17 protein-coding genes and 2 pseudogenes are annotated in these 20,868 nt (G+C 71.0%); 12 read left to right on the forward strand and 7 right to left on the reverse strand.

The genetic code is table 11. The annotated features are described in order from the left end of the window. Positions 1-249: 249 nt before the first annotated feature. The 4 genes from IEY78_RS04920 to IEY78_RS04935 all read left to right on the forward strand — a co-directional run bounded on the left by IEY78_RS04920 (position 250) and on the right by IEY78_RS04935 (position 4,949). A complete protein-coding gene (locus IEY78_RS04920) occupies positions 250-2,802 on the forward strand; it encodes a DUF4118 domain-containing protein (RefSeq protein WP_189096319.1) in 2,553 nt (850 codons plus the stop codon). A gap of 79 nt (positions 2,803-2,881) precedes the next feature. After that, positions 2,882-3,565, forward strand: coding sequence for a response regulator (locus tag IEY78_RS04925; protein ID WP_189096320.1), 684 nt, complete (start codon positions 2,882-2,884; stop codon positions 3,563-3,565). Positions 3,566-3,677: 112 nt separating this feature from the next. After that, positions 3,678-4,076: an OB-fold nucleic acid binding domain-containing protein gene (locus tag IEY78_RS04930; protein ID WP_189096321.1), complete on the forward strand. Its 399-nt coding sequence runs from the start codon at positions 3,678-3,680 to the stop codon at positions 4,074-4,076. A gap of 3 nt (positions 4,077-4,079) precedes the next feature. Continuing rightward, on the forward strand, positions 4,080-4,949 hold the full coding sequence (locus IEY78_RS04935; RefSeq protein ID WP_189096322.1) for a DUF3159 domain-containing protein: 870 nt from the start codon (positions 4,080-4,082) through the stop codon (positions 4,947-4,949). Positions 4,950-5,030: 81 nt separating this feature from the next. Here IEY78_RS04935 and IEY78_RS04940 read toward each other — a convergent pair whose 3' ends face one another. Beyond that, a complete protein-coding gene (locus IEY78_RS04940) occupies positions 5,031-5,702 on the reverse strand; it encodes a potassium channel family protein (protein WP_189096323.1) in 672 nt (223 codons plus the stop codon). Further along, positions 5,699-6,367, reverse strand: coding sequence for a potassium channel family protein (locus IEY78_RS04945; protein ID WP_189096324.1), 669 nt, complete (start codon positions 6,365-6,367; stop codon positions 5,699-5,701). The genes IEY78_RS04940 and IEY78_RS04945 overlap by 4 nt, the downstream gene beginning before the upstream one ends. 330 nt (positions 6,368-6,697) lie before the next feature. On the opposite strand from IEY78_RS04945, the gene IEY78_RS04950 reads away from it, so the two are divergent. The 3 genes from IEY78_RS04950 (at position 6,698) to IEY78_RS04960 (ending at position 12,555) form a co-directional block, all read left to right on the forward strand. Beyond that, complete coding sequence (locus tag IEY78_RS04950; protein ID WP_189096545.1) at positions 6,698-8,674, forward strand: NAD-binding protein; 1,977 nt, start codon at positions 6,698-6,700, stop codon at positions 8,672-8,674. Between the two features lie 331 nt (positions 8,675-9,005). Further along, complete coding sequence (locus tag IEY78_RS04955; RefSeq protein ID WP_189096325.1) at positions 9,006-11,057, forward strand: APC family permease; 2,052 nt, start codon at positions 9,006-9,008, stop codon at positions 11,055-11,057. Between the two features lie 169 nt (positions 11,058-11,226). Next, the gene (locus IEY78_RS04960) at positions 11,227-12,555 is read left to right on the forward strand and encodes a class I SAM-dependent RNA methyltransferase (protein ID WP_189096326.1); all 1,329 of its coding nucleotides are present in this window, start codon (positions 11,227-11,229) and stop codon (positions 12,553-12,555) included. Positions 12,556-13,029: 474 nt separating this feature from the next. Here the strand turns inward: IEY78_RS04960 and IEY78_RS04965 are convergent, their stop codons facing one another. Beyond that, complete coding sequence (locus IEY78_RS04965) at positions 13,030-15,603, reverse strand: GmrSD restriction endonuclease domain-containing protein (RefSeq protein ID WP_189096327.1); 2,574 nt, start codon at positions 15,601-15,603, stop codon at positions 13,030-13,032. A gap of 103 nt (positions 15,604-15,706) precedes the next feature. Then, positions 15,707-17,285, reverse strand: a pseudogene (locus tag IEY78_RS04970) (UvrD-helicase domain-containing protein); the annotation flags it as partial. 354 nt (positions 17,286-17,639) lie between these two features. Between IEY78_RS04970 and IEY78_RS04975 the strand changes: the two are divergent. Beyond that, positions 17,640-17,885 carry a hypothetical protein gene (locus IEY78_RS04975; protein WP_189096328.1) on the forward strand — a complete coding sequence of 82 codons (246 nt, stop codon included), beginning with the start codon at positions 17,640-17,642 and terminating at the stop codon, positions 17,883-17,885. Positions 17,886-17,923: 38 nt separating this feature from the next. Here the strand turns inward: IEY78_RS04975 and IEY78_RS04980 are convergent, their stop codons facing one another. Both IEY78_RS04980 and IEY78_RS04985 read right to left on the reverse strand, forming a co-directional pair. Beyond that, entirely contained in the window at positions 17,924-18,478 is a 555-nt protein-coding gene (locus tag IEY78_RS04980; RefSeq protein WP_189096329.1) for a hypothetical protein, read from the reverse strand. A 146-nt stretch (positions 18,479-18,624) separates the two neighbouring features. Further along, complete coding sequence (locus tag IEY78_RS04985; protein ID WP_189096330.1) at positions 18,625-18,882, reverse strand: hypothetical protein; 258 nt, start codon at positions 18,880-18,882, stop codon at positions 18,625-18,627. A 29-nt stretch (positions 18,883-18,911) separates the two neighbouring features. Here IEY78_RS04985 and IEY78_RS04990 point away from each other — a divergent pair, with 29 nt between their 5' ends. From IEY78_RS04990 to IEY78_RS05000, 3 genes are all read left to right on the forward strand, one after another. Further along, entirely contained in the window at positions 18,912-19,049 is a 138-nt protein-coding gene (locus tag IEY78_RS04990; protein WP_189096331.1) for a hypothetical protein, read from the forward strand. A 153-nt stretch (positions 19,050-19,202) separates the two neighbouring features. Then, positions 19,203-19,352 carry a hypothetical protein gene (locus IEY78_RS04995; protein ID WP_189096332.1) on the forward strand — a complete coding sequence of 50 codons (150 nt, stop codon included), beginning with the start codon at positions 19,203-19,205 and terminating at the stop codon, positions 19,350-19,352. Between the two features lie 316 nt (positions 19,353-19,668). Then, complete coding sequence (locus IEY78_RS05000) at positions 19,669-19,833, forward strand: hypothetical protein (protein WP_189096333.1); 165 nt, start codon at positions 19,669-19,671, stop codon at positions 19,831-19,833. A gap of 6 nt (positions 19,834-19,839) precedes the next feature. On the opposite strand, the gene IEY78_RS05005 is transcribed toward IEY78_RS05000, so the two are convergent. After that, positions 19,840-20,490 carry a PadR family transcriptional regulator gene (locus IEY78_RS05005; RefSeq protein ID WP_189096334.1) on the reverse strand — a complete coding sequence of 217 codons (651 nt, stop codon included), beginning with the start codon at positions 20,488-20,490 and terminating at the stop codon, positions 19,840-19,842. A 79-nt stretch (positions 20,491-20,569) separates the two neighbouring features. On the opposite strand from IEY78_RS05005, the pseudogene IEY78_RS35225 reads away from it, so the two are divergent. Next, positions 20,570-20,816 (forward strand): annotated as a pseudogene (locus IEY78_RS35225) (IS982 family transposase); the annotation flags it as partial. Positions 20,817-20,868: the final 52 nt, after the last annotated feature.

The raw sequence follows: 20,868 nt of genomic DNA on the forward strand, positions 1-20,868 counted from the left end.
GACCGGACACCCGTCCCCCACGCCTTCGGGACTGCCCGTCCCCCATCCCTTCCGGACCCCCGCCCCCGCCCCCGTTCCCTGACGGCGCCCGCTCCTCCCACCGCCCGCCCCCTCCAGAGCCTCCTCCATCAGAGTCCCGTCAAGACCGGTCGTGAAGTCGTCCGACGGGGCTTTTGTGGCCTTGTCGGGTCGTAGGGTCGCAGCAGGGTCAGCCCGGTGGGGGCGGCTTTCACGTAAGACAATGGGGCCATGGCACGCGGCAAGCTTCGGATATATCTCGGCGCGGCACCGGGCGTCGGCAAGACGTACGCGATGCTGTCCGAGGCGCACCGGCGCGTGGAGCGGGGCACGGACCTCGTGGTGGCGTTCGTCGAGCACCACGGCCGGCCCCGTACGGAGGTCATGCTCCACGGGCTGGAGCAGATCCGGCGCCGGGAGCTGGAGTACCGCGGCGCGGTTTTCACCGAAATGGACGTGGACGCGGTGCTGGACCGCGGGCCCGCCGTGGCGCTCGTCGACGAGCTGGCGCACACCAACGTCCCCGGGTCGCGCAACGGCAAGCGGTGGCAGGACATCGAGGAGCTGCTGGAGGCCGGGATCGATGTGGTCTCGACGGTGAACATCCAGCATCTGGAGTCGCTCGGGGACGTCGTCGAGGCGATAACGGGTGTGCGGCAGCGCGAGACCGTGCCGGACGAGGTGGTCCGCCGGGCCGACCAGATCGAGCTTGTCGACATGTCGCCCCAGGCAATCCGCCGGCGGATGGCGCACGGCAACATCTACCAGTCCGACAAGGTGGACGCCGCGCTGTCCAACTACTTCCGGCCGGGCAACCTCACGGCGCTGCGCGAGCTGGCGCTGCTGTGGGTCGCCGACCGGGTGGACGAGTATCTGCAGGAGTACCGCGCGGAGCACTCGATCCGCTCCACCTGGCAGGCGCGCGAGCGCATCGTCGTCGGACTCACCGGCGGGCCGGAGGGGCGGACGCTGATCCGCCGCGCGGCCCGGATGGCCGCCAAGGGGTCGGGCAGTGAGGTGCTCGCCGTCTACATCGCCCGCAGTGACGGGCTGACCTCGGCCTCGCCCAAGGAACTCGCCGTCCAGCGCACGCTGGTGGAGGACCTGGGAGGAACGTTCCACCACGTCATCGGCGACGACATCTCCGGTGCCCTGCTGGAGTTCGCGCGGGGGGTCAACGCCACCCAGATCGTGCTGGGGTCCAGTCGCCGTAAGGCCTGGCAGTACATCTTCGGGCCCGGGGTGGGCGCGAGCGTCGCCCGGGACTCCGGGCCCGACCTCGACGTGCACATCGTCACCCACGAGGAGGCCGCGAAGGGCCGGGGGCTCCCGGTGGTGCGCGGGGCGCGGCTGGGGCGGGCCCGGATCATCGCCGGGTGGCTCGTCGGCGTCGCCGGACCCGTGCTGCTCTCGCTGCTGCTGACCGGCATCGCCAACGGGCCCGGGCTGGCCAACGACGTGCTGCTGTTCCTCTTCCTGACCGTGGTGGCCGCGCTGCTCGGCGGGCAGCTGCCGGCGCTGGCGTCGGCCGCGGCCGGTTCGCTGCTGCTGAACTTCTACTTCACCCCGCCGACGCACACCCTCACGGTCAGCGACCCGGAGAACCTCGTCGCGATCGTGATCTTCTTCGCGGTCGCGGTGTCGGTCGCCTCCGTGGTCGATCTCGCCGCCCGGCGCACCCACCAGGCCGCCAGGCTGCGTGCCGAGTCGGAGATCCTGTCCTTCCTGGCGGGCAGCGTGCTGCGCGGTGAGACGACGCTGGACGCGCTGCTGGAGCGGGTGCGCGAGACCTTCGGCATGGAGACGGTGGCGCTGCTGGAGCGGGCCGGCGACGTCGAGCCGTGGACCTGCGCGGGCCGGGCCGGCACCGACCACGGCACGCCGCTGCTGCGCCCCGAGGACGCCGATGTCGACATGCCGGTGGGCGACCACATGGCGCTGGCGCTGCGGGGCCGGGTGCTGCCCGCGGAGGACCGCCGGGTGCTGGCCGCGTTCGCCGCCCAGGCCGCTGTCGTGCTGGACCGGCAGCGGCTGGTGGGCGAGGCGGAGCGGGCCCGGGAGCTGGCTGAGGGCAACCGCATCCGCACGGCGCTGCTGGCCGCGGTCAGCCACGATCTGCGTACCCCCCTGGCGAGCATCAAGGCCTCCGTCACCTCCTTGCGCTCCGACGATGTCGCCTGGTCCCGGGAGGACGAGGCGGAGCTGCTGGCCGGCATCGAGGCGGGCGCCGACCGGCTGGACCATCTCGTCGGCAACCTCCTGGACATGTCCCGGCTGCAGACCGGCACCGTCACCCCGCTGATCCGCGACATCGACCTCGACGAGGTGGTGCCGATGGCGCTGGGCGGCGTCCCGGAGGGCAGCGTCACCCTCGACATCCCCGAGGAGCTGCCGATCGTGGCGGTCGACCCGGGGCTGCTGGAGCGCTCGGTCGCCAACCTCGTCGAGAACGCCGTCAAATACAGCCCGGACGGCAGGGCGGTGCTGGTCTCGGCCAGCGCGCTCGGCGACCGGGTGGAGCTGCGGATCGCCGATCGCGGTCCGGGGGTGCCGGACGGCGCCAAGGACCGGATCTTCGAGCCCTTCCAGCGCTACGGTGACGCGCCGCGCGGCGCCGGCGTGGGGCTCGGGCTGGCCGTGGCGCGCGGCTTCGCGGAGGCGATGGGCGGCACCCTCGCCGCCGAGGACACCCCCGGCGGCGGGATGACCATGGTGCTCACCCTCCGGGCCGCCTCCGGCGGGCCACCCGCCAGGCCCGGTCTCCCGGCGCGGGCCACGACATGACCCGGGCCGCCGGGATCACCCCCACCCCACCTCCCGCGGGTCCGGCCCGCCGGGGGACGACACCGCGAGGAGAACGCCAGTGAACCGGGTGCTTGTGGTCGATGACGAGCCGCAGATCGTCCGCGCCCTCGTGATCAACCTGAAGGCGCGCAAGTACGAGGTCGACGCCGCCCCCGACGGGGCCACCGCGCTGAAGCTCGCGGCCGCCCGCCACCCCGATGTGATCGTCCTCGACCTCGGGCTGCCCGATATGGACGGCGTCGAGGTGATCAAGGGGCTGCGGGGCTGGACGCGGGTGCCGATCCTGGTGCTCTCCGCGCGGCAGACCTCCGACGAGAAGGTGGAGGCGCTGGACGCCGGCGCGGACGACTACGTCACCAAGCCCTTCGGCATGGACGAGCTGCTGGCCCGGCTGCGGGCGGCGGTGCGCCGGGCCGAGCCGACCGGTGCGGCCGACGACGCGGTGGTCGTCGAGACCGCGGGGTTCACCGTCGACCTCGCCGCGAAGAAGGTCAACCGCGGCGGCCGGGACATCCGGCTGACCCCCACCGAGTGGCACCTCCTGGAGGTCCTGGTCCGCAACGCGGGGCGGCTGGTCAGCCAGAAGCAGCTGCTCCAGGAGGTGTGGGGGCCCTCGTACGGCACCGAGACCAACTATCTGCGGGTGTACATGGCCCAGCTCCGCCGCAAGCTGGAGAGCGACCCCTCGCACCCGAAGCACTTCATCACCGAGCCGGGCATGGGATACCGCTTCGAGCAGTAGTGCCGTGGCGCGGGTGGCGGCCCGCCCCGGGCGGGCGCGGCTTTGTGAGGCGGGTACGAAGTCCCTGTGCGGACCGTGATCCGCCGCCCCGGCCACCGGTACGCTTGGGCGCATGAGTGCTGGGACCCGATCCGAGAAGCCGGCCGGTCGCTTCCGCCGGATGCTCGACCGGCTGTCCTCCTCCGAGGAGGAGCTGCAGTCCGCCGAGCTGCAACAGGATGCGCAGAACGCGGGGTGCACCCGTATCTGCGACTGCGACGACCGGCAGATAGTCAAGGTCACCGGCACCCTGCGGCATGTCACGCTGCGGCCGCGCGCCGGGGTGCCCGCGCTCGAGGCGGAGCTGTTCGACGGCTCCGCGGCGCTCGACGTGGTGTGGCTGGGACGCCGCTCCATCGTCGGGATCGAGCCGGGCCGCAAGCTCATCGCCTCGGGCCGGGTCTCGCTGAGCCACGGACGCCGGGTGCTCTTCAATCCGAAGTACGAACTCCGACCGCTCGGACAGGAGTAGCCGGTGACGTCTCACGACCGACCGACCACTGACGCGCATGCCCATCCCGATCCCTCCGCAGGCCCCTCGCCCGCCCCGTCCGGCCAGGGCGCCGAGGACGCCCCCGACGGCAGGCAGCTGACCGAGGCCGCGCTGTTCGAGGCGTTCGGCGGTGTGCGCGGCATGGTGGAGACCGTGGTCCCCGGCCTGCTGTTCGTCACGATCTTCACGATCAACAAGGACCTGCACGCCTCGGCGATCGCCGCGCTGGCCGTCTCGCTGGTGCTGGCGGCCGTGCGCCTGGTCCGCAAGGACACCGTCAAGCACGCGTTCAGCGGTGTCCTCGGGGTGGCCTTCGGCGTGGTCTTCGCGATGATGACCGGCAACGCCAAGGACTTCTACCTGCCGGGCATGCTCTACACCCTCGGGCTGGCCGTCGCCTACCTCGGCACCACGCTCGCCGGCGTCCCGCTGATCGGCCTGATGCTGGGTCCGGTGTTCAAGGAGAACCTCTCCTGGCGCACCCGCAACCCCGGCCGCAAGAAGGCCTACGCGAAGTCCAGCTGGGCCTGGGGGCTGATCCTGCTCGCCAAGTGCGCGATCCTCTTCCCGCTGTACTGGTGGGCCGACACCACCCAGCTCGGCTGGGTGCTGATCGCGCTGAAGATCCCGCCGTTCCTGCTCGCCGTCTACCTCACCTGGATCTTCCTGGCGAAGGCGCCGCCGCCGATCGACGTCTTCGCCGAGATGGAGGCGAAGGAGAAGGCCGAGGAGGAGGCCGCCGAGCGCCGCCGCGGCGAGCGCGCCGCCGCGGCCCCAGTGGCCGAGCCGTACGGGGACATCGCGGCGCCGGCCGCCCCCGAGCGCCCGCAGGGGCCGCGGCACCGCCGCTGACCCGCCGACGCACCGAACGCCGTGGCCCGGGAACCGTACGGTTCCCGGGCCACGGCGTTCATCGGGCCGGGGCGGCCGGTGCTACGCCCCCTCGTGCCGCACCGACAGCAGGTCCTCCAGCTGCTCCTCGCGCGACTGCGCCGCGACGAACAGCAGCTCGTCACCGGCCTCCAGCGCGTCCTCCTTGTTGGGCGTCAGCACCCGCGTGCCGCGGATGATCGTGACCAGGGAGGTGTCCTGGGGCCACTCCACGTCGCCGACCCGGGTGCCGGCCAGCGCGGCCTCCGGCGGCAGCGTCAGCTCGACGAGGTTGGCGTCGCCGTGGCTGAAGCGCAGCAGCCGCACCAGGTCGCCGACGCTGACGGCCTCCTCGACCAGGGCCGACATCAGACGCGGCGTGGAGACCGCGACATCGACGCCCCAGGACTCGTTGAACAGCCACTCGTTCTTGGGGTTGTTGACCCGCGCGACCACCCGCGGCACGCCGTACTCGGTCTTGGCGAGCAGCGAGACGACGAGGTTGACCTTGTCGTCACCGGTCGCCGCGATGACGACGTTGCACCGCTGCAGCGCCGCCTCGTCCAGCGAGGTGATCTCGCAGGCGTCGGCCAGCAGCCATTCGGCCAGCGGCACCCGCTCCACCGAGATGGCGGTCGGCGCCTTGTCGATGAGCAGGATCTCGTGACCGTTCTCCAGGAGCTCGCCGGCGATGGAACGGCCCACCGCGCCCGCGCCCGCAATCGCGACCCTCATGACTGCGCCCCCTCGGGACCCGTGGCGAATGCCGCCTCGACCTTCTCGACCTCGTCGGTGCGCATCATCACGTGCACCAGGTCGCCTTCCTGCAGCACCGTCTGCGAGGTGGGCAGCATCGCCTCACCCAGCCGGGTGAGGAAGGCGACGCGGACGCCGGTCTCCTCCTGCAGCGTGCTGATCTTGTGTCCGACCCAGGACGGGTCGGTGTGGACCTCGGCGAGCTGGACGCCGCCGCTCGGGTCCCGCCACAGCGGTTCGGCGCCCGAGGGCAGCAGCCGGCGCAGCATCTGGTCGGCCGTCCAGCGGACGGTGGCGACGGTGGGGATGCCCAGGCGCTGGTAGACCTCGGCGCGGCGCGGGTCGTAGATGCGGGCCGCGACGTTCTCGACGCCGAACATCTCGCGGGCCACCCGGGCGGCGATGATGTTGGAGTTGTCACCGCTGGAGACGGCGGCGAAGGCGCCCGCCTCCTCGATGCCGGCCTCGCGCAGGGTGTCCTGGTCGAAGCCGACGCCGGTCACCCGGCGGCCGCCGAAGGACGAGCCCAGGCGACGGAACGCGGTCGGGTCCTGGTCGACCACCGCGATGGTGTGACCCTTGCTCTCCAGGGTCTGTGCGAGCGCGGAGCCCACGCGCCCGCACCCCATGATGACGATGTGCATGCTGATTACCCCGTGCCCTGTACTAGCGCGATGACCTGCACAAACACCCTGCTCACTACTTCCTTCTCCCAGTACCGGCGACACGAGGCCACGGCTCGCGACACGGACCCGGCGGGGTCGGCGGGAGCGCCGCGCGCGCCGTGGTCCGGTACAACCGTAGCCGCAATGCCGACCCCGGTAGGGGGCGCGGTGGGCGGCATTCGGATGGGGCACCGCCCGGTGGCGCGCCCGCCTCCCGCACCGGGCTGCGCCGCGCCGCTCCCGTAGGGCACGCTGAGCGATGTGCCCAACCTGCCTCTCCAGCCCCAACAGGGCTCCTACACCTCGCACATGGTGGTCTGCGGCGACGATGCGCTCGCGCACCGGCTCGCCGCCGAGCTCCGGGATGTCTACGGCGAACGGGTGACGCTGGTCGTCCCCTCCGCCCGGGAGCCGCACCGCCCCCGCATCCCGCCGCCGGCCCGCGCGCTCGACCGGGCGACCGCGCTCCTGGGCCGGGTGTCCGCCGCGGTCGCCCGTACCCCGCCGGCGCCGTCCGAGGCGCTCGGGGACGGCACGGAACGCCCGGAGGAGGCCGTACGGATCCTGGAGGCGGCGCAGCCGGACGACCGGGCGCTGGCCGAGGCGGGCGTCGCCGAGGCGGGCGCGCTGGCCCTGGTATACGACGACGACGAGCTCAACATCCACGCCGCGCTGCGCGCCCGCCGGCTCAACCCCCGCCTGCGGCTGGTCATCCGGCTCTACAACCGCAAACTCGGCCAGCACCTGGAGGAGTTGCTCGACCAGGCAGCGGCGGTCGCCGCCCTGGACAGCGACGGCGGCGGGGACACCGGGGCCGCCGACGCCTCCGATGCCTCCACGACTGTGCTGTCCGACGCCGACACCGTGGCCCCCGCGCTGGTGGCCACCGCGGTCGCCGGGACCAGCAAGGTCATCGAGGCGGACGGGCTGCTGCTGCGGGCGGTGGAGCGGATGCCGGTGCCGCCCGGCCGGCCCGGCGGCCCCGGCCTGTGCACCCTGGCGCTGCTGCCCGCCGCCGCCAACGACCCCGGCCAGGAGCCGGGTTCGGGCCACGACGGCGACGAGCGGCCGCTGCTGCTGCCCGACGACGCCGCGGTCGCGGGGGCCGCCGGCTGCGGCACCGTCGTCCTGGAGACCGTCTCCTATACGGGGCGGCCGGTGCGCCCGGCACGGCTGCGCGGCCGGGGCGCCCCCCTCGCCTCGCTCTTCTCCCGGCGGCTGCGCTGGTCCCTGGCCGGCGTCGTCGGCGCGGTGCTGGCGCTGGCCGTCGCCTCCTGGCTCACCACCGGTCTGGCCCCGGTGCACGGCGCCTACCTCACGCTGCTGGACCTCTTCGCGATCAACGACCCGGCGCTCGGCCAGCCGCTGCCCCGCAAGATCCTGCAACTGCTGTCCGGGCTGACCGGGCTGTTGCTGCTGCCGGTGCTGGTCGCGGCGGCGTTCGAGGGGCTGGGCACCTTCCGCAGCGCCTCGGCGCTGCGCCGCCCGCCGCGCGGACTGTCGGGGCACGTGGTGCTGCTGGGCCTCGGCAAGGTCGGCACCCGCGTCCTGGCGCGGCTGCACGAAATGGGCATCCCCGTGGTGTGCATCGAGGCGGACCCCGAGGCGCGCGGCATCGCCCTGGCCCGCCGGCTGCGGGTGCCCACCGTCCTCGGGGACGTCACCCAGGAGGGGGTCCTGGAGGCCGCGATGATCGGCCGGGCGGCCTCCCTGCTCGCCCTCAGCAGCGCGGACACCACGAATCTGGAGGCCGCCCTCTACGCCCGCAGCGTCACCCCGGGACTGCGGGTCACCCTGCGGCTGTTCGACGACCGGTTCGCCACCGCCGTCTACCGCACGCTGCGTGCCGCGCACCCCGGGGCGCTCACCCGCAGCCGCAGCACCTCCTTCCTGGCCGCGCCGGCCTTCGCCGGCGCGATGATGGGGCGCCAGATCCTGGGGGCCATCCCCGTCGAGCGCCGGGTGCTGCTGGTCGCCCGGGTCGGGGTGCGCGGCAATCCCGCGCTGGAGGGCCGCACCGTCGCCGAGGTGCTGCGGCCCGGGCGACTGCGGGTGCTGGCCGTCGACACCTCCGCGCCCGACGAGGCGCAGCCGCCGGCCGCGGCCGCCGCGCCGCCGCCGGACACCGAGCGCGAACCGGCCCGGCTGGTGCACGAACTCGGCGACGACTACGTGCTGCGGCCGCAGGACCGGGTGCTGCTGGCGGCCACCCGCCAGGGGCTGGGCGATCTGCACGTCCGCCGGCCGCGGGCCACCGGAGCCGCAGCCGCGGCCCGGCAGGGCTGACCGGGGCGGGGGAGCGGGCGGAGCCCCGCCCGCTCCCCGTGCGCGGGGCCGCACCGTGACCCCGGCGTCGCACCACGTCACCGGTGTGATCACTGCGTGACGGCGCCACTCGTTCCCGTGACGGACGCCAGGGGTACGTGACGAACGACACAGTCCGGGCCGCCGTGTCCGGCCCGTGCGTGCGACGTGCGGATCCTGTGCGGGCACCGCCCCGTGGAGCGCCCGTCAGCAGGCCGGATGTGCCCCGCGGGACCCACCGCGCTCCCGGGGGCGGTCACCGGTGCGGGGAGCGGGTGGGCGCGGGCCTTGACGAAGGCTTAGCATCCTCTGCGTGTCCAAACTGACCGACGTGCCCAAACGGATCTTGATCGGGCGCGCACTGCGCAGCGACAAGCTCGGGGAGACCCTGCTTCCCAAGCGCATCGCACTCCCCGTCTTCGCCTCCGACCCGCTCTCCTCGGTGGCCTATGCGCCCGGCGAGGTGCTCCTCGTCCTGTCCGTCGCGGGAGTCTCTGCGTACCACTTCAGCCCCTGGATCGCGGTCGCGGTCGTGGTGCTGATGTTCACGGTCGTGGCGTCGTACCGGCAGAACGTGCACGCCTACCCGAGCGGCGGCGGCGACTACGAGGTCGCCACCACCAACCTCGGCCCCAAGGCGGGTCTCACGGTCGCCAGCGCCCTGCTCGTCGACTACGTGCTGACCGTCGCGGTCTCCATCGCCTCCGGCGTGGAGAACCTGGGCTCCGCGATCCCCTTCGTCGTCCAGCACAAGACCCTGTGCGCGATCGCCATCATCGTGCTGCTGACGCTGATGAACCTGCGCGGCGTCAAGGAGTCGGGCAAGCTCTTCGCGATCCCGACGTACGTCTTCGTGGCCGGCGTCTTCATCATGATCGCCTGGGGTGTGATCCGCGCCGTCGTCATGGGCGACACGATGCAGGCCCCCACCGCGGGCTTCACCATCCACGCCGAACAGGGCGGACTGGCCGGCTTCGCGCTGGTCTTCCTCCTGCTGCGCGCCTTCTCCTCCGGCTGTGCCGCGCTCACCGGCGTCGAGGCGATCTCCAACGGCGTCCCGGCCTTCCGCAAGCCGAAGTCCAAGAACGCCGCGACCACCCTGGCCCTCATGGGCGGCCTGGCCGTCACCATGTTCTGCGGCATCATCGGCCTGGCCATGGCCACCCATGTCCGGATGGCCGAGAACCCGGCCACCGACCTGCTCCAGAACGGCAAGCCGATCGGCTCCGGCTACACCCAGAACCCGGTCATCTCGCAGGTGGCCGAGGCGGTCTTCGGCAAGGGCAGCTTCCTCTTCGTCATCCTGGCCGCCGCCACCGCGCTGGTGCTGTTCCTCGCCGCCAACACCGCCTACAACGGCTTCCCGCTGCTCGGCTCGATCCTCGCCCAGGACCGCTACCTGCCGCGCCAGCTGCACACCCGCGGCGACCGCCTGGCGTTCTCCAACGGCATCGTCCTGCTGGCCGGCGCCGCCGCGATCCTCGTCTACCTCTACGGCGCGGACTCCACCCGGCTCATCCAGCTCTACATCGTCGGCGTGTTCGTCTCCTTCACGCTCAGCCAGATCGGCATGGTCCGCCACTGGAACCGCCATCTGCGCTCGGAGACCGACCCGGCCAAGCGCCGCCGGATGCACCGCTCGCGCGCCATCAACGCCTTCGGCGCCTTCTTCACCGGCCTGGTCCTGGTCGTCGTCCTCCTGACGAAGTTCACCCACGGCGCCTGGGTCGCGCTGCTCGGCATGGTCATCTTCTTCGTGACGATGTCCGCGATCCGCCGCCACTACGACCGGGTCGCCGACGAGATCGCCGCCGAGGAGACCCCCGACGATGACGTGGTCCGCCCCTCCCGGGTGCACTCCCTCGTCCTGGTCTCCAAGGTGCACAAGCCCACCCTGCGCGCCCTGAACTACGCCAAGCTGATGCGCTCCGACAGCCTCGAAGCGGTCAGCGTGGACGTGGACCAGGCCGACACCAAGGCCCTGCGCGAGGAGTGGGAGCGGCGCGGCATCGAGGTCCCGCTGAAGGTCCTGGCCTCCCCGTACCGCGAGATCACCCGGCCGATCATCGACTACGTCAAATCGCTCCGCAAGGAGAGCCCGCGCGACGCCGTCTCCGTCTACATCCCCGAGTACGTCGTCGGCCACTGGTACGAGCACCTCCTCCACAACCAGTCCGCGCTGCGCCTCAAGGGCCGCCTCCTGTTCACCCCCGGCGTCATGGTCACGTCCGTGCCCTGGCAGCTGGACTCCTCCGAGGCCGCCAAGCTGCGCGCCCGCAAGCGCGCGGAGTGGAACGCGCCCGGCGCCGTCCGCCGCGGACCGGTCAGCCAGCCGAAGAAGGAGAAGTCGGCCACCAAGAAGTAGCCGCCGGCGCCCGGACCCGTGCCACGGCCGGGTCCGGGCACCGCTCCGCCGGGCCGCTCGGGGCGGACGGGGCACGGGGGCCCGGGCACCGCACGCCGGGCCGTAGACTTGACGGTCGGCGTCCCGCCGTACCGCCCCGGCACCACCCCATCTCAGGAGCCCTCCCGCCATGCAGGCAGAACCGAAGAAGTCGCTGGTCGGCGAGGAGTACGAGGTCGAGGTCGGCCCGGTCGCGCACGGCGGCCACTGTATCGCCCGCACCGGCGAGGGCCAGGTCCTCTTCGTCCGGCACGCCCTCCCCGGTGAGCGCGTCATCGCCCGGGTCACCGACGGCGAGGAAGGCGCCCGCTTCCTGCGCGCCGACGCCGTCACCGTCCTCGACGCCTCCAAGGACCGCGTCGAGGCCCCCTGCCCGTTCTCCGGCCCCGGCCGCTGCGGCGGCTGCGACTGGCAGCACGCCGCGCCCGGCGCCCAGCGCCGCCTGAAGGCCGCGGTGATCACCGAGCAGCTGCAGCGCCTGGCCGGGCTCACCCCCGAGGACGCCGGCTGGGACGGCACCGTCGAACCCGCCCCCGGCGACAAGGTCGCCAAGGGCGAGGTGCCGGCCTGGCGCACCCGCGTCCAGTACGCCGTCGACGCCGAGGGCCGCGCCGGCCTGCGCAAGCACCGCTCCCACGACATCGAGCCGGTCGACCACTGCATGATCGCCGCCCCCGGCGTCTCCGAACTCGGCATCGAGCAGCGCGAGTGGCCGCAGATCGCCACCGTCGAGGCGATCGCCGCCACCGGCTCGCACGACCGCCAGGTCGTCCTCACCCCGCGCCCCGGCGGCCGCCTCCCGATCGTCGAACTCGACAAGCCGGTCTCCGTCCTGCGCGTCCACGAGAAGGACGGCGGCGTGCACCGCGTCCACGGCCGCCCCTTCGTCCGCGAACGCGCCGCCGACCGCACCTGGCGCGTCGGCAACGGCGGCTTCTGGCAGGTCCACCCGAAGGCCGCCGACCTCCTCGTCGAGGCCGTCATGCAGGGCCTGATGCCCAAGAAGGGCGACATGGCCCTCGACCTGTACTGCGGCGTCGGCCTCTTCGCCGGCGCCCTCGCCGAACGCGTCGGCGACAAGGGCGCGGTCCTCGGCATCGAATCCGGCAAGCGCGCCGCCGAGGACGCCCGCCACAACCTCGCCGACCTCGACCGGGTACGCATCGAACACGGCAAGGTCGAGGCGGTCCTGCCCCGCACCGGCATCACCGACGTCGACCTCGTCGTCCTCGACCCGCCCCGCGCCGGCGCCGGCAAGCAGACCGTCACCCACCTCGCCTCCCTCACCCCCCGCCGCCTCGCCTACGTGGCCTGCGACCCCGCCGCCCTCTCCCGCGACCTCAAGTACTTCGCCGAGGCCGGCTATGTGCCCCGGCGGATGCGGGCGTTCGATCTGTTCCCGGTTACGCATCATGTGGAGTGCGTTGTGGTGCTGGAGAAGGCGGATAAGGGCGCCTGACCTGCGAGTTTGTGGGCCGGGTGGTTTCTTCGACCTGTTTACCTACCGGCACCGGGTCGAGTGGACGGTTCCTCCGTGGTGGACACTTTGACCTGCGGTTTTGGGACAAGTACGCGGTCCTGACGGCATGAGTGTCGTGGTGGCGCCGAGAACTCTTGACGCTCGAATGACGCCCGCCCGGGCATGCTGCCGCATCGTCCACGCGTTGTGGCCGACAAGCACCGGCGGAGGCCCGACCTCCCGGTAGCCACGCGGTTACCGGGCCCGGCTGCCGAAGTGCCTGCGTGCCCTGAGTCCGGACGTGGGGAGCTTGCGATCACCGGTTGAGCGGACGATGGCAATGGGCCGGACGTCGGGGATGGCGGCCAACCACGAGAGGTCGCCGGTGTTGCGGAGCGGCGGACCCGCCATCGCGTTACCGGTACGGAGTGGGCTGTCAGAGCCGCCTGTTCGCTGAAGCCCATGCGAGACGCCTCAGGCCGTATCCCGGGTGTCCCAGCAGTGACGGAACCACGTGAGTGTCTCGGCGAGCAGTTCGCGGTTGTGGTCTTCCTCCAAGAGGGAAAGACGGAAGTTGGGACGCAATTCCAGCTTTCCCTCGGGGATGTCGATGCCCTTCAACTCGTTGAGGCGGCCCAGGAGTTCGGCGCGCAGTCCGCGGTCGGTGAAGGGCTCGCGCGCGGCGAGGTGCTGGAACACCACCTCCGCCGTGCCGCCGCGCCCGCCGCCCGGGTAGAGCGTCAGCGGCCAGATGCCGCGGCCTGGTGCCCCGGCCTCTCCGAGCATGAGGAACGCGCTGGTGGTGACCTGCCCGGCGCCGTGGCCGATCCATCCGCCGCCCTCCTCCCAGCGGTGGAGGAGGGCACGGACCGTTGTCACCGTCTCGGGGGAGTCATCTGCCGCGAGTTGGCGGAAGAACCGGTCGGCGCGCGTCTCCCCGCCCTGGCCTTGCGCGGTGCGCTGTGCGGCGTCCTCGCCGTGCGCCTCGGTCTCGTCAGCGCCGGTGAGGAGGAGGGCGAGATCATCGGCAGAGACGCGCTGCGCCGGATCGGCGGCACCGTTGACGGTGAAGCGGATGCCGTCCGCGGTCAACCGGGCGCGGACGTCGCCTCCGTCGCCCGGGGACGTCCAGCGGAACCCGTCGGAGACCTTGCCCTCGGAGGTCAGCACGCGGTGGGCGTTGGCCAGGCCCGGGGTGCCGGCCAGGTGGTTGCCCACAGCCTGGGCGCCCGAACCGAGAAAGGCGGCAAGGTCGCCGTAGGACGTCCAGGTGCCGTGAGGGAGCGCTGCGACTACCTGATGGGCCAGCTGCCAGTCGCGGTTGCGCTCTGCCCGACCGATTCCGCGCAGAGGGGCCGGCCACAGTGCGATCGCGCGCTCGGCAAGATCGTCGGCGCGGGCAAGGATCTCCTGGGCGCCCCACCGCTCGGTGGCGGCGATACGCCGGTTCATCTCCAAGTGGCTGCCTTTCAGCAGGTCCTGCTTGCGCTCGAACGGGTGGTTGGATAGTTCTGAGTTGACCGCTGTGAGTGTCAGGTTTCCGAGCGTGTGCCGCAGCCGCACGTGCAGGTCCTCGGGGGTTTCCGTGGTGGCCGCGTCCTCGTGCAGCATCCGCATCCACTCGTCCCCCGCGGACTGGGGCAGGACGTGCTCGATCGTGAGCTGCGGGGTGGCGAAGTCCACCGGCTCGGGGTGCTCATGGCTCTCCTCCAGCCGCTGGAGCACCATCTTGCGCTGATGCCACCGCCCGTACTGGTAGAAGGGAGCGGCCCGGATCTTCCCGCGCAACTCGTCGTCGTCCGGCCAGAAGCGATTGTCGGCGGAGAGCAACTGATGCAGACCGTCGGCCACGGGCACATCGCGCGGTAGCTGTCCGGGCACGGCTTGGAAGACCCGGTTGAGGTTGTTCGTCGGCACCCGGCAGATCATCCGGCGCACCAAGAAACTCTCGATGTACGACATCGCTCGGGCGGTTTCCGGGGAATCGAGTTCCCCGCGCTCACGCCGGTCCATCAGCAGCATCAGAGCGGGGTAGGTGACCTGGGCCTGCCAGGTGTCCAAACGACGCAGCTGGGCGCGGACGGTGGGGTCCGGCTCTTCCTCGGGGTGGAGCAGCCGACGGAACAGCGCGCCGCGGTGGTGCAATTCCCGGATGTACGCCTCGATCTCGGCCTCGGAAATCTCGCGGCGCTCGAAGTGCTGCTGCTGAGATGCGTAGAGGTCCTGGCGACGCACCCGGTCGTCCCCGCCCAGCACCAACTGAAGCCACATGAGCTGTTCGAGTTCGTCGTTGCTCAGGCTGTTCTGCAGCGGCAGCCAGTAGGTCTCATAGATGTGCTCACCAAGGGTGGGCAGCCGCATGAACAGGTAGTTGCGCAGCAGGTCGGCTTGGCTGAGCTTGAGGCCGGTGTTGTTGAGCGACTCGAAGATGCGGTGGACGTTGTCGCCGCGCTCGGCGGTCACCGCCACCAGCGTGAGCCGGGACGTGAGGGCCTGCTCGATGCGGAACACGTCCTGCGGGGCGGTCGGGTCCTCCGCTTCGACGAGTTTGCGGCGGAAGAAGCTGTAGGCCGTGCCGACGTTTCCGCCGCCGGCCCGTGTTTCGAGCGGGCCACGGATGTGCGCGGCGAACTGTGGCCGGTCGGCCTGCGTCGGCAGCAGCCGGAGATGATCGGTGCCGCTCTTGCGCTTGTTGATCAGGTATTCGTCGTCGATGCGCTCGGCCTCGTCCGGCTGGGTATCCGCGATGTGGTCGCGGATCGCGGCCAGAGCGAGTGACAGCGTCGTCAGTCGCTGCTGGCCGTCGACGACGAGCCATCGGGGGAACGTCGCCTCGTTCTGCGGGGACGGTGCGAGGACGACCGAGCCCAGGAAGTGGGTGCTCGCTCGGTCCCCGGATTCCAGCAGCTCGGCCTGCTCCAGGATGTCGGCCCAGAGCTGTCCCAGCTGCCGCTCGGTCCAGGAATACGTCCGCTGATAAAGCGGCACCTGGAACTGCTGGGCCCTGCCCTGCACGAGATCGGCGAACAGGGTCTCCTTTGCCTGCATGATGCCCCCCTGACGAACGGTGCGTGACGACGTGCGGGAACGACCCTATGGCCGCCGCCGGGAAGGAGGAGGGCCAAGGCGGAAATCTGCCCCGGCCCGGCTGTCACCTGCCGCTGTGCCCGGGCTCCGCCCACGAGTTGCCGAGGAACGGGCTGGGCTTGCCGTGCCAGAAGATGTCCACGCTGTCGCGTGCCCGGGTCGCGGCCACGAAGAGCAGGGACCTGGCCCGCTGCATCTCGTGCCGGTACCGGGCGGGTTCGCGATCATGCAGTCGGCCCACGTCCTCACGCGGAACGAGCCCGTCGGCCACGCCCGCGAGGATCATCCGCTGGTACTCCAGTCCCTTGAACCGGGACATCGTGCCGATGTGTACGCCGGCGGAGCCGTTCGGTCCGTCGGAGCGGATCTCCACCGAGTCGATGCCGTGCTGCTTCAGGGTGTACCCTATCTGCGCCGCCATTTGATTGGTCGGTACACACACCGCGATCTGTTCGTGCGCGATGGCCGAGTCCGCGTCCGTGTCCCACTCCGTGATCAAAGCGGCCACGCCCTCTCGCTCGGCTTCCCGGTCCGGGAAGGCGTGTCCGGCCGGGAGCCCACCGTTGAGCACGGAGCGGTACCCGGCGAGGGTCTCTGTGCCGCCGTCGAGATCGTCGAACGTGTTCTCGCCCAGGACTCCGAGGGCCGAGCGCAGGATCTGTCGTGTGGTGCGGTAGCTAAGGGTCAGCTTCGCGGATCGTCCGCGGATATTGACGCCCAGACTGCCGAGGGTCACCTGGTTCTTGTAGATGCGCTGGTGGGTGTCGCCCACCAGGAACAGGTCGTCCGATGTACGGGGCGCCATGGCGCGCAGCATCTTCCAGTGGGCGGAGCGCAGGTCCTGAGCCTTGTCCACCACGATGTGGCGATACCGGTAGCGCAGCCAACCACCGGAGCCGTCCTGCAGGTGGATGTTGTCGAGTCCGCCCGCTTCCTCCTGCTGCCGGGCGATGTTCCGGATGAGCTGTTCGCGGCCCATCTCGAGACGTGCCGCGCGCTCCGCCACCTGGTCCCAGGTCTGTCGCCCGAGGCGCTCGAGCCGCTGGGTGAAGCGCTCGGCGAGCTGCCAGATCTCGGCCCGCTCGGCGCGGCCGATGCTCTTGCCACGCCCGGCCCGTCGGGCACGGAAGTAGTCGGCGCGGCTGCCGACGGCCTGGCCGAGGATCACCTGGGTCCACTCCTCGTGCAGGAACTCCGGGTCCCAGGTGTCCTCGCCCAGCTCGTCGAGCAGCGCGCGCCATTCGCGTACGGCCTGTCCGTCGTCGATGGCCTGCTTGCCGTTGCCGGGTTCGGCCTCACGGACGATGCGCAGCGCCAGCTGGTCGACGTGACTCACCTCGACCCGGCCGAGCAGTCCCTCACCGCCCAGCTCCAGCAACCGGGAACGCAGGTCGGCGGCCAGGTTCTTGTTGTACGTGGTCAGCAGGACCGGCTTGTCGTGCCCTGGGGGCAGCTGCCGGACGAGGTGGCGTACCCGGTGCAGTGCGACGACGGTCTTGCCCGTGCCCGGTCCGCCTCCGGCCCGGGCCGCTGTAGCGGCGTTCGACGAGTTTGGCCTGAGTGGGGTGCAGGAAACTCTTCCACCGGCCGAAATCGGCGCTCCCCAGTGCTCCGCGGAGGTCCTCGTCCGTGGTGGTGACGACCTACGGGCAGGTTTTTGATGCTCAAATGACGCTCTGGGAGGCGTCTTGACGCTCATTCTGATGGCGCGTCAGGCTGCGCCTTCCCAGCCAGGAGGGGTTTCGAGCTGCTTGGAGGCGCGTGCCGAGCGAGAATTCCACCTCTGGCGGCGGCGCTCGGGTTCTGGCGGAAGTCCTGGGCCTCGTCTTCGAGTTCGGGCGACATTGCGTGCTCGGAGCGTTCCCCCAGCCTGTGCAGTGCGCGCGCCAGGTGACGCAGCAACGTGTGACCGCTGAGGGCCCCCGGCTCAACCGGTCACGTAGCGGCGCCCCTGCCTCGTCGACCAGTCGCTGGTAGAGACGAATACGAGCCTCGCCGTGACGGCGTTCGAGTTCCTCATCGCGCTGGACGTCGGGGTCGTTCAGGGGCAGGTGCCAGCGGTGATCCAGGCTCTCGGCGACCGAGTGACGGGTGCGGATGGACCAGCCATCCCGCGGCGCAGTGAGCACACGCTGCTGGAGGAAGGCATCGTCCAGGTTGCGCTGGGCCTCATCGGCCTCGTCGACCAGCAGCAGGTCCAGATCGTGCTGGAAACGTTCGATGACGCGCATGTTGGCGGCTGACCCGCTTGCTTTGGAGTGCAGCATGCCGGCCGGAGTGGTCACGATGACCTCGGCGTCGGCGAAGTCGTGCAGATCATGGTGGCGCGGGCAGCGGGACGGCATCGGGCAGTCCTGCATGCCGCGCTTGCCAGGGACCAGGAACCTGCCTCGGCACGGCCGGCCCTTCTCCTCCAGAGGCTCGCTGTTGACCAGTTGATCGGGGGGCGCAGGTCCACCGTGTAGCGGGCGGCGCCGTCCGCATAGCGAGGGAGGTGGGTGTCCTGGTCGTGAAGGGTGGTGCCCCAGTAGGCGGCCACGTGCTCCGAGCGGTTGCTCCGGCCGATCTGCGGAACAGCCTTGATTCCCAAGGCGCGCAGGAAGGCAGCCTTCGCGTACACATCGGCGACCGACGCCAGCAGGTAGCCCCCACGGAGGCCGCGGCGCACCGCGAGCACGGTGAGCAGGTCCATAAGCGTGGACTTGCCGGAGTTCATCAGCCCGACCAAGTGCAGGACGCCGTTCAGGGCGAGGGGACGGTCGACGGCGAGGTCGCCCAGGGCGCCGGGGACCGATTCGGGCACGGCGAATTCAGTGGTCGCAACCGTGCTGCCCAATTGCGGTTAGTGACCTGCGGCTGGTCCTCGAGGAGGGTGTCCACAGAGGTTGCGACGGCACGCAACTCGCCACGGGTGAAGCGAAACGGCTCCCGGCGGCGTGAGGCGACTGGATCCGCCAACTTCAACGGTTCGTCCGCAGGCAGTCAGTCGGGCACATGCGCCGATTCCCAGGAGCCATCGGCGCGCGTGAAGGACACGGTCGATCCCACCGGCGCTGGACGGATGCCGGCAGGCTTGTAAGGAACCGTAGCTTTGAGGGCTTGGCGATACGTGTCGTGCCAGCCGATGAGATAGGGCGAAGACTGCGCGGTGAAGACGGTGCCCGGACGGACATGGCGGCCGCTCTGCTCCGCGTCGAAGCCGCGCAAGCGGACGTTGACACGGAGGTAGCGGTCCAGCATGTGGAGGAACTGGGTGGGAAGCGAGCGAGATGAATGCCTCGACAGAGCACAGACTCGGACGGTTCACGGACCGCGACCTGGCCGGGCGATGGTTCAGCCACCGCCAGGAGCACGCCGTGCTCGGCCTGCTGTCAGCGCAGGAGAACCAGCGCCGCCCCCGCAACTGAACCGCTTCGCGACGTGGAAGTGCGCGAACTGGCTCGCGACTGCGCGTTCACCACCACGGCCGAGGACGGCCGTGTCCGCTACAAGCTGCTCGGCAAGTCTTCAAGGACCGCCAACTGATCGGCGACGAGGAGGAATGGGGTGTCCTGTACATCGTGCACCGCGCCGTGCAGGTGCTGCTGCATATCAACGACGACCCCACGCACCTGTTCGGCTACCGCAAAGGCCGCACCGGTCCCCATGCCCTGGTCACGGATATGCCCCAGCGGCTGAACGCCTTCCAACAGCACCTCAACGAGCTGTAGTCCACCGGCGACGGCCGCTACGTCCCCCTCGACGGCGATCAGTCATGGTACGAGGTTGCATCCCGCAGGCGGCTCGGTGAAGCCCGTCAGACATTGTCTGACCAGGGCTATTGTGAGGTCGGCCCGCCCGGGTCGCGGGGGCAACCAGCTGCTTGCCAGTCGTCCTCGGGCGAACGAACACTCAGCCTCCAGAGGCCGTCGAGATTCACCCGGAACAGTTTCCGTGCACGGGAGCTACGGCGTGTTCGGAGGCGTTGTGAGTCTGCGATCAGAAGGCATGGGCCTGGGGGCGCGGAAGGGTGGACGGAGCTCCGGCGTGGTTCGCACCGTGAGTGCGGACCAGCCCGCGGAGGCCGACACCCGGTCCGAGGAGTTGAAGGATGACTGGGACCAGTCCCTCGAGGCCGCCCTCACACCGATCGCCTCCATGGTGGCGTCGATCCTGTCGCTCGCGGCCAGCAACCAGAGGCGGAAGGCCTGAGCCCGGTCAGCTCACGGAGCCGCCCGAGCCCAGCTTGGCCGTCACCTCGTCGAGGAGCCGCGCGCCCTCCCACAGCGCGTTGTCCGGGGTGGATTCGGACTGGAGCAACTTCTGTGCGGCTGTGGTGAGGTCGTCGAGCCTCTGCTGAAAGAACGTTCTGGCAGAAGGCTGCGGGCCAGGGGGGAACGATACGGTCCAGCTGAGTCCGTGGTGTTCGTCCAAGCCGAGTGCCGGCCCTTCCCTCGCGGATCCGAACTGCTTCCGGAAGTCGCCGACGATCTCCTCGACCGCGCTGCGGATGGGGTCGCTCAGGGGTTCCACCGGAGCCACCGAACTCTGCGCGGCAGGCTGTTCGCCCGGTCGGTCGACGGTACCGGGGGAGGAGCTGCCGGCGAGCCGGTGGCGTTCCAGCTCCTGCCGGCCGGCCGGCGTGAGTCGGTAGATCTTGCGGCCGTCGGCCGTCGCATGGCTGAGCAGGCCCTCGGCCTCCAGCTGGCGCAGCCGCGGATAGACGATGCCGGGAGAGGGGCGGTAGGCGCCGGCGAACCGCTCGCTCAGCTTGGTGAGCAACCCGTAACCGTGGCTCGGCTGTTGATCGAGCAGAGCCAGCAGGTGGAGCCGTATCTGGCTGTGGGAGAAGCGGAGATTGCCGCTCATCCGTCCGTCCTCCTGGATGACTGATACCAAGGGCTTCCTGGCGTGCATGAGATGAGGCGAGGAAGCCCCAAGGTCTGTTGTGGCGCCTGACCTGGACTCCCTCGCCACCGCACTCTATGTGAAGACCGATGTCCTGCTGAAGGAATCGCCCCCCATCTGGCCCGTGGCGTCCCGAGATCGGCATCGCGCCCCGGCTCAGTGACGCCGAGGTGGTCACCCTGGCTGTGATGCAGGCCCTGCTTGGGTTCACCTCCGGACGCCGCTGGGCCCGCCACGCCGCCACCCGTCTGCGGCACTTGGTCGCGTACCTGCCCGGACAGTCGGGAAAAACCGGTTTCGGTGTACAAGTGAACGTGCACCATCTCGTATGGATGGGAG

The sequence above is a fragment of the Streptomyces kronopolitis genome (genome assembly GCF_014646275.1).
Classification (GTDB): Bacteria; Actinomycetota; Actinomycetes; order Streptomycetales; family Streptomycetaceae; genus Streptomyces; species Streptomyces kronopolitis.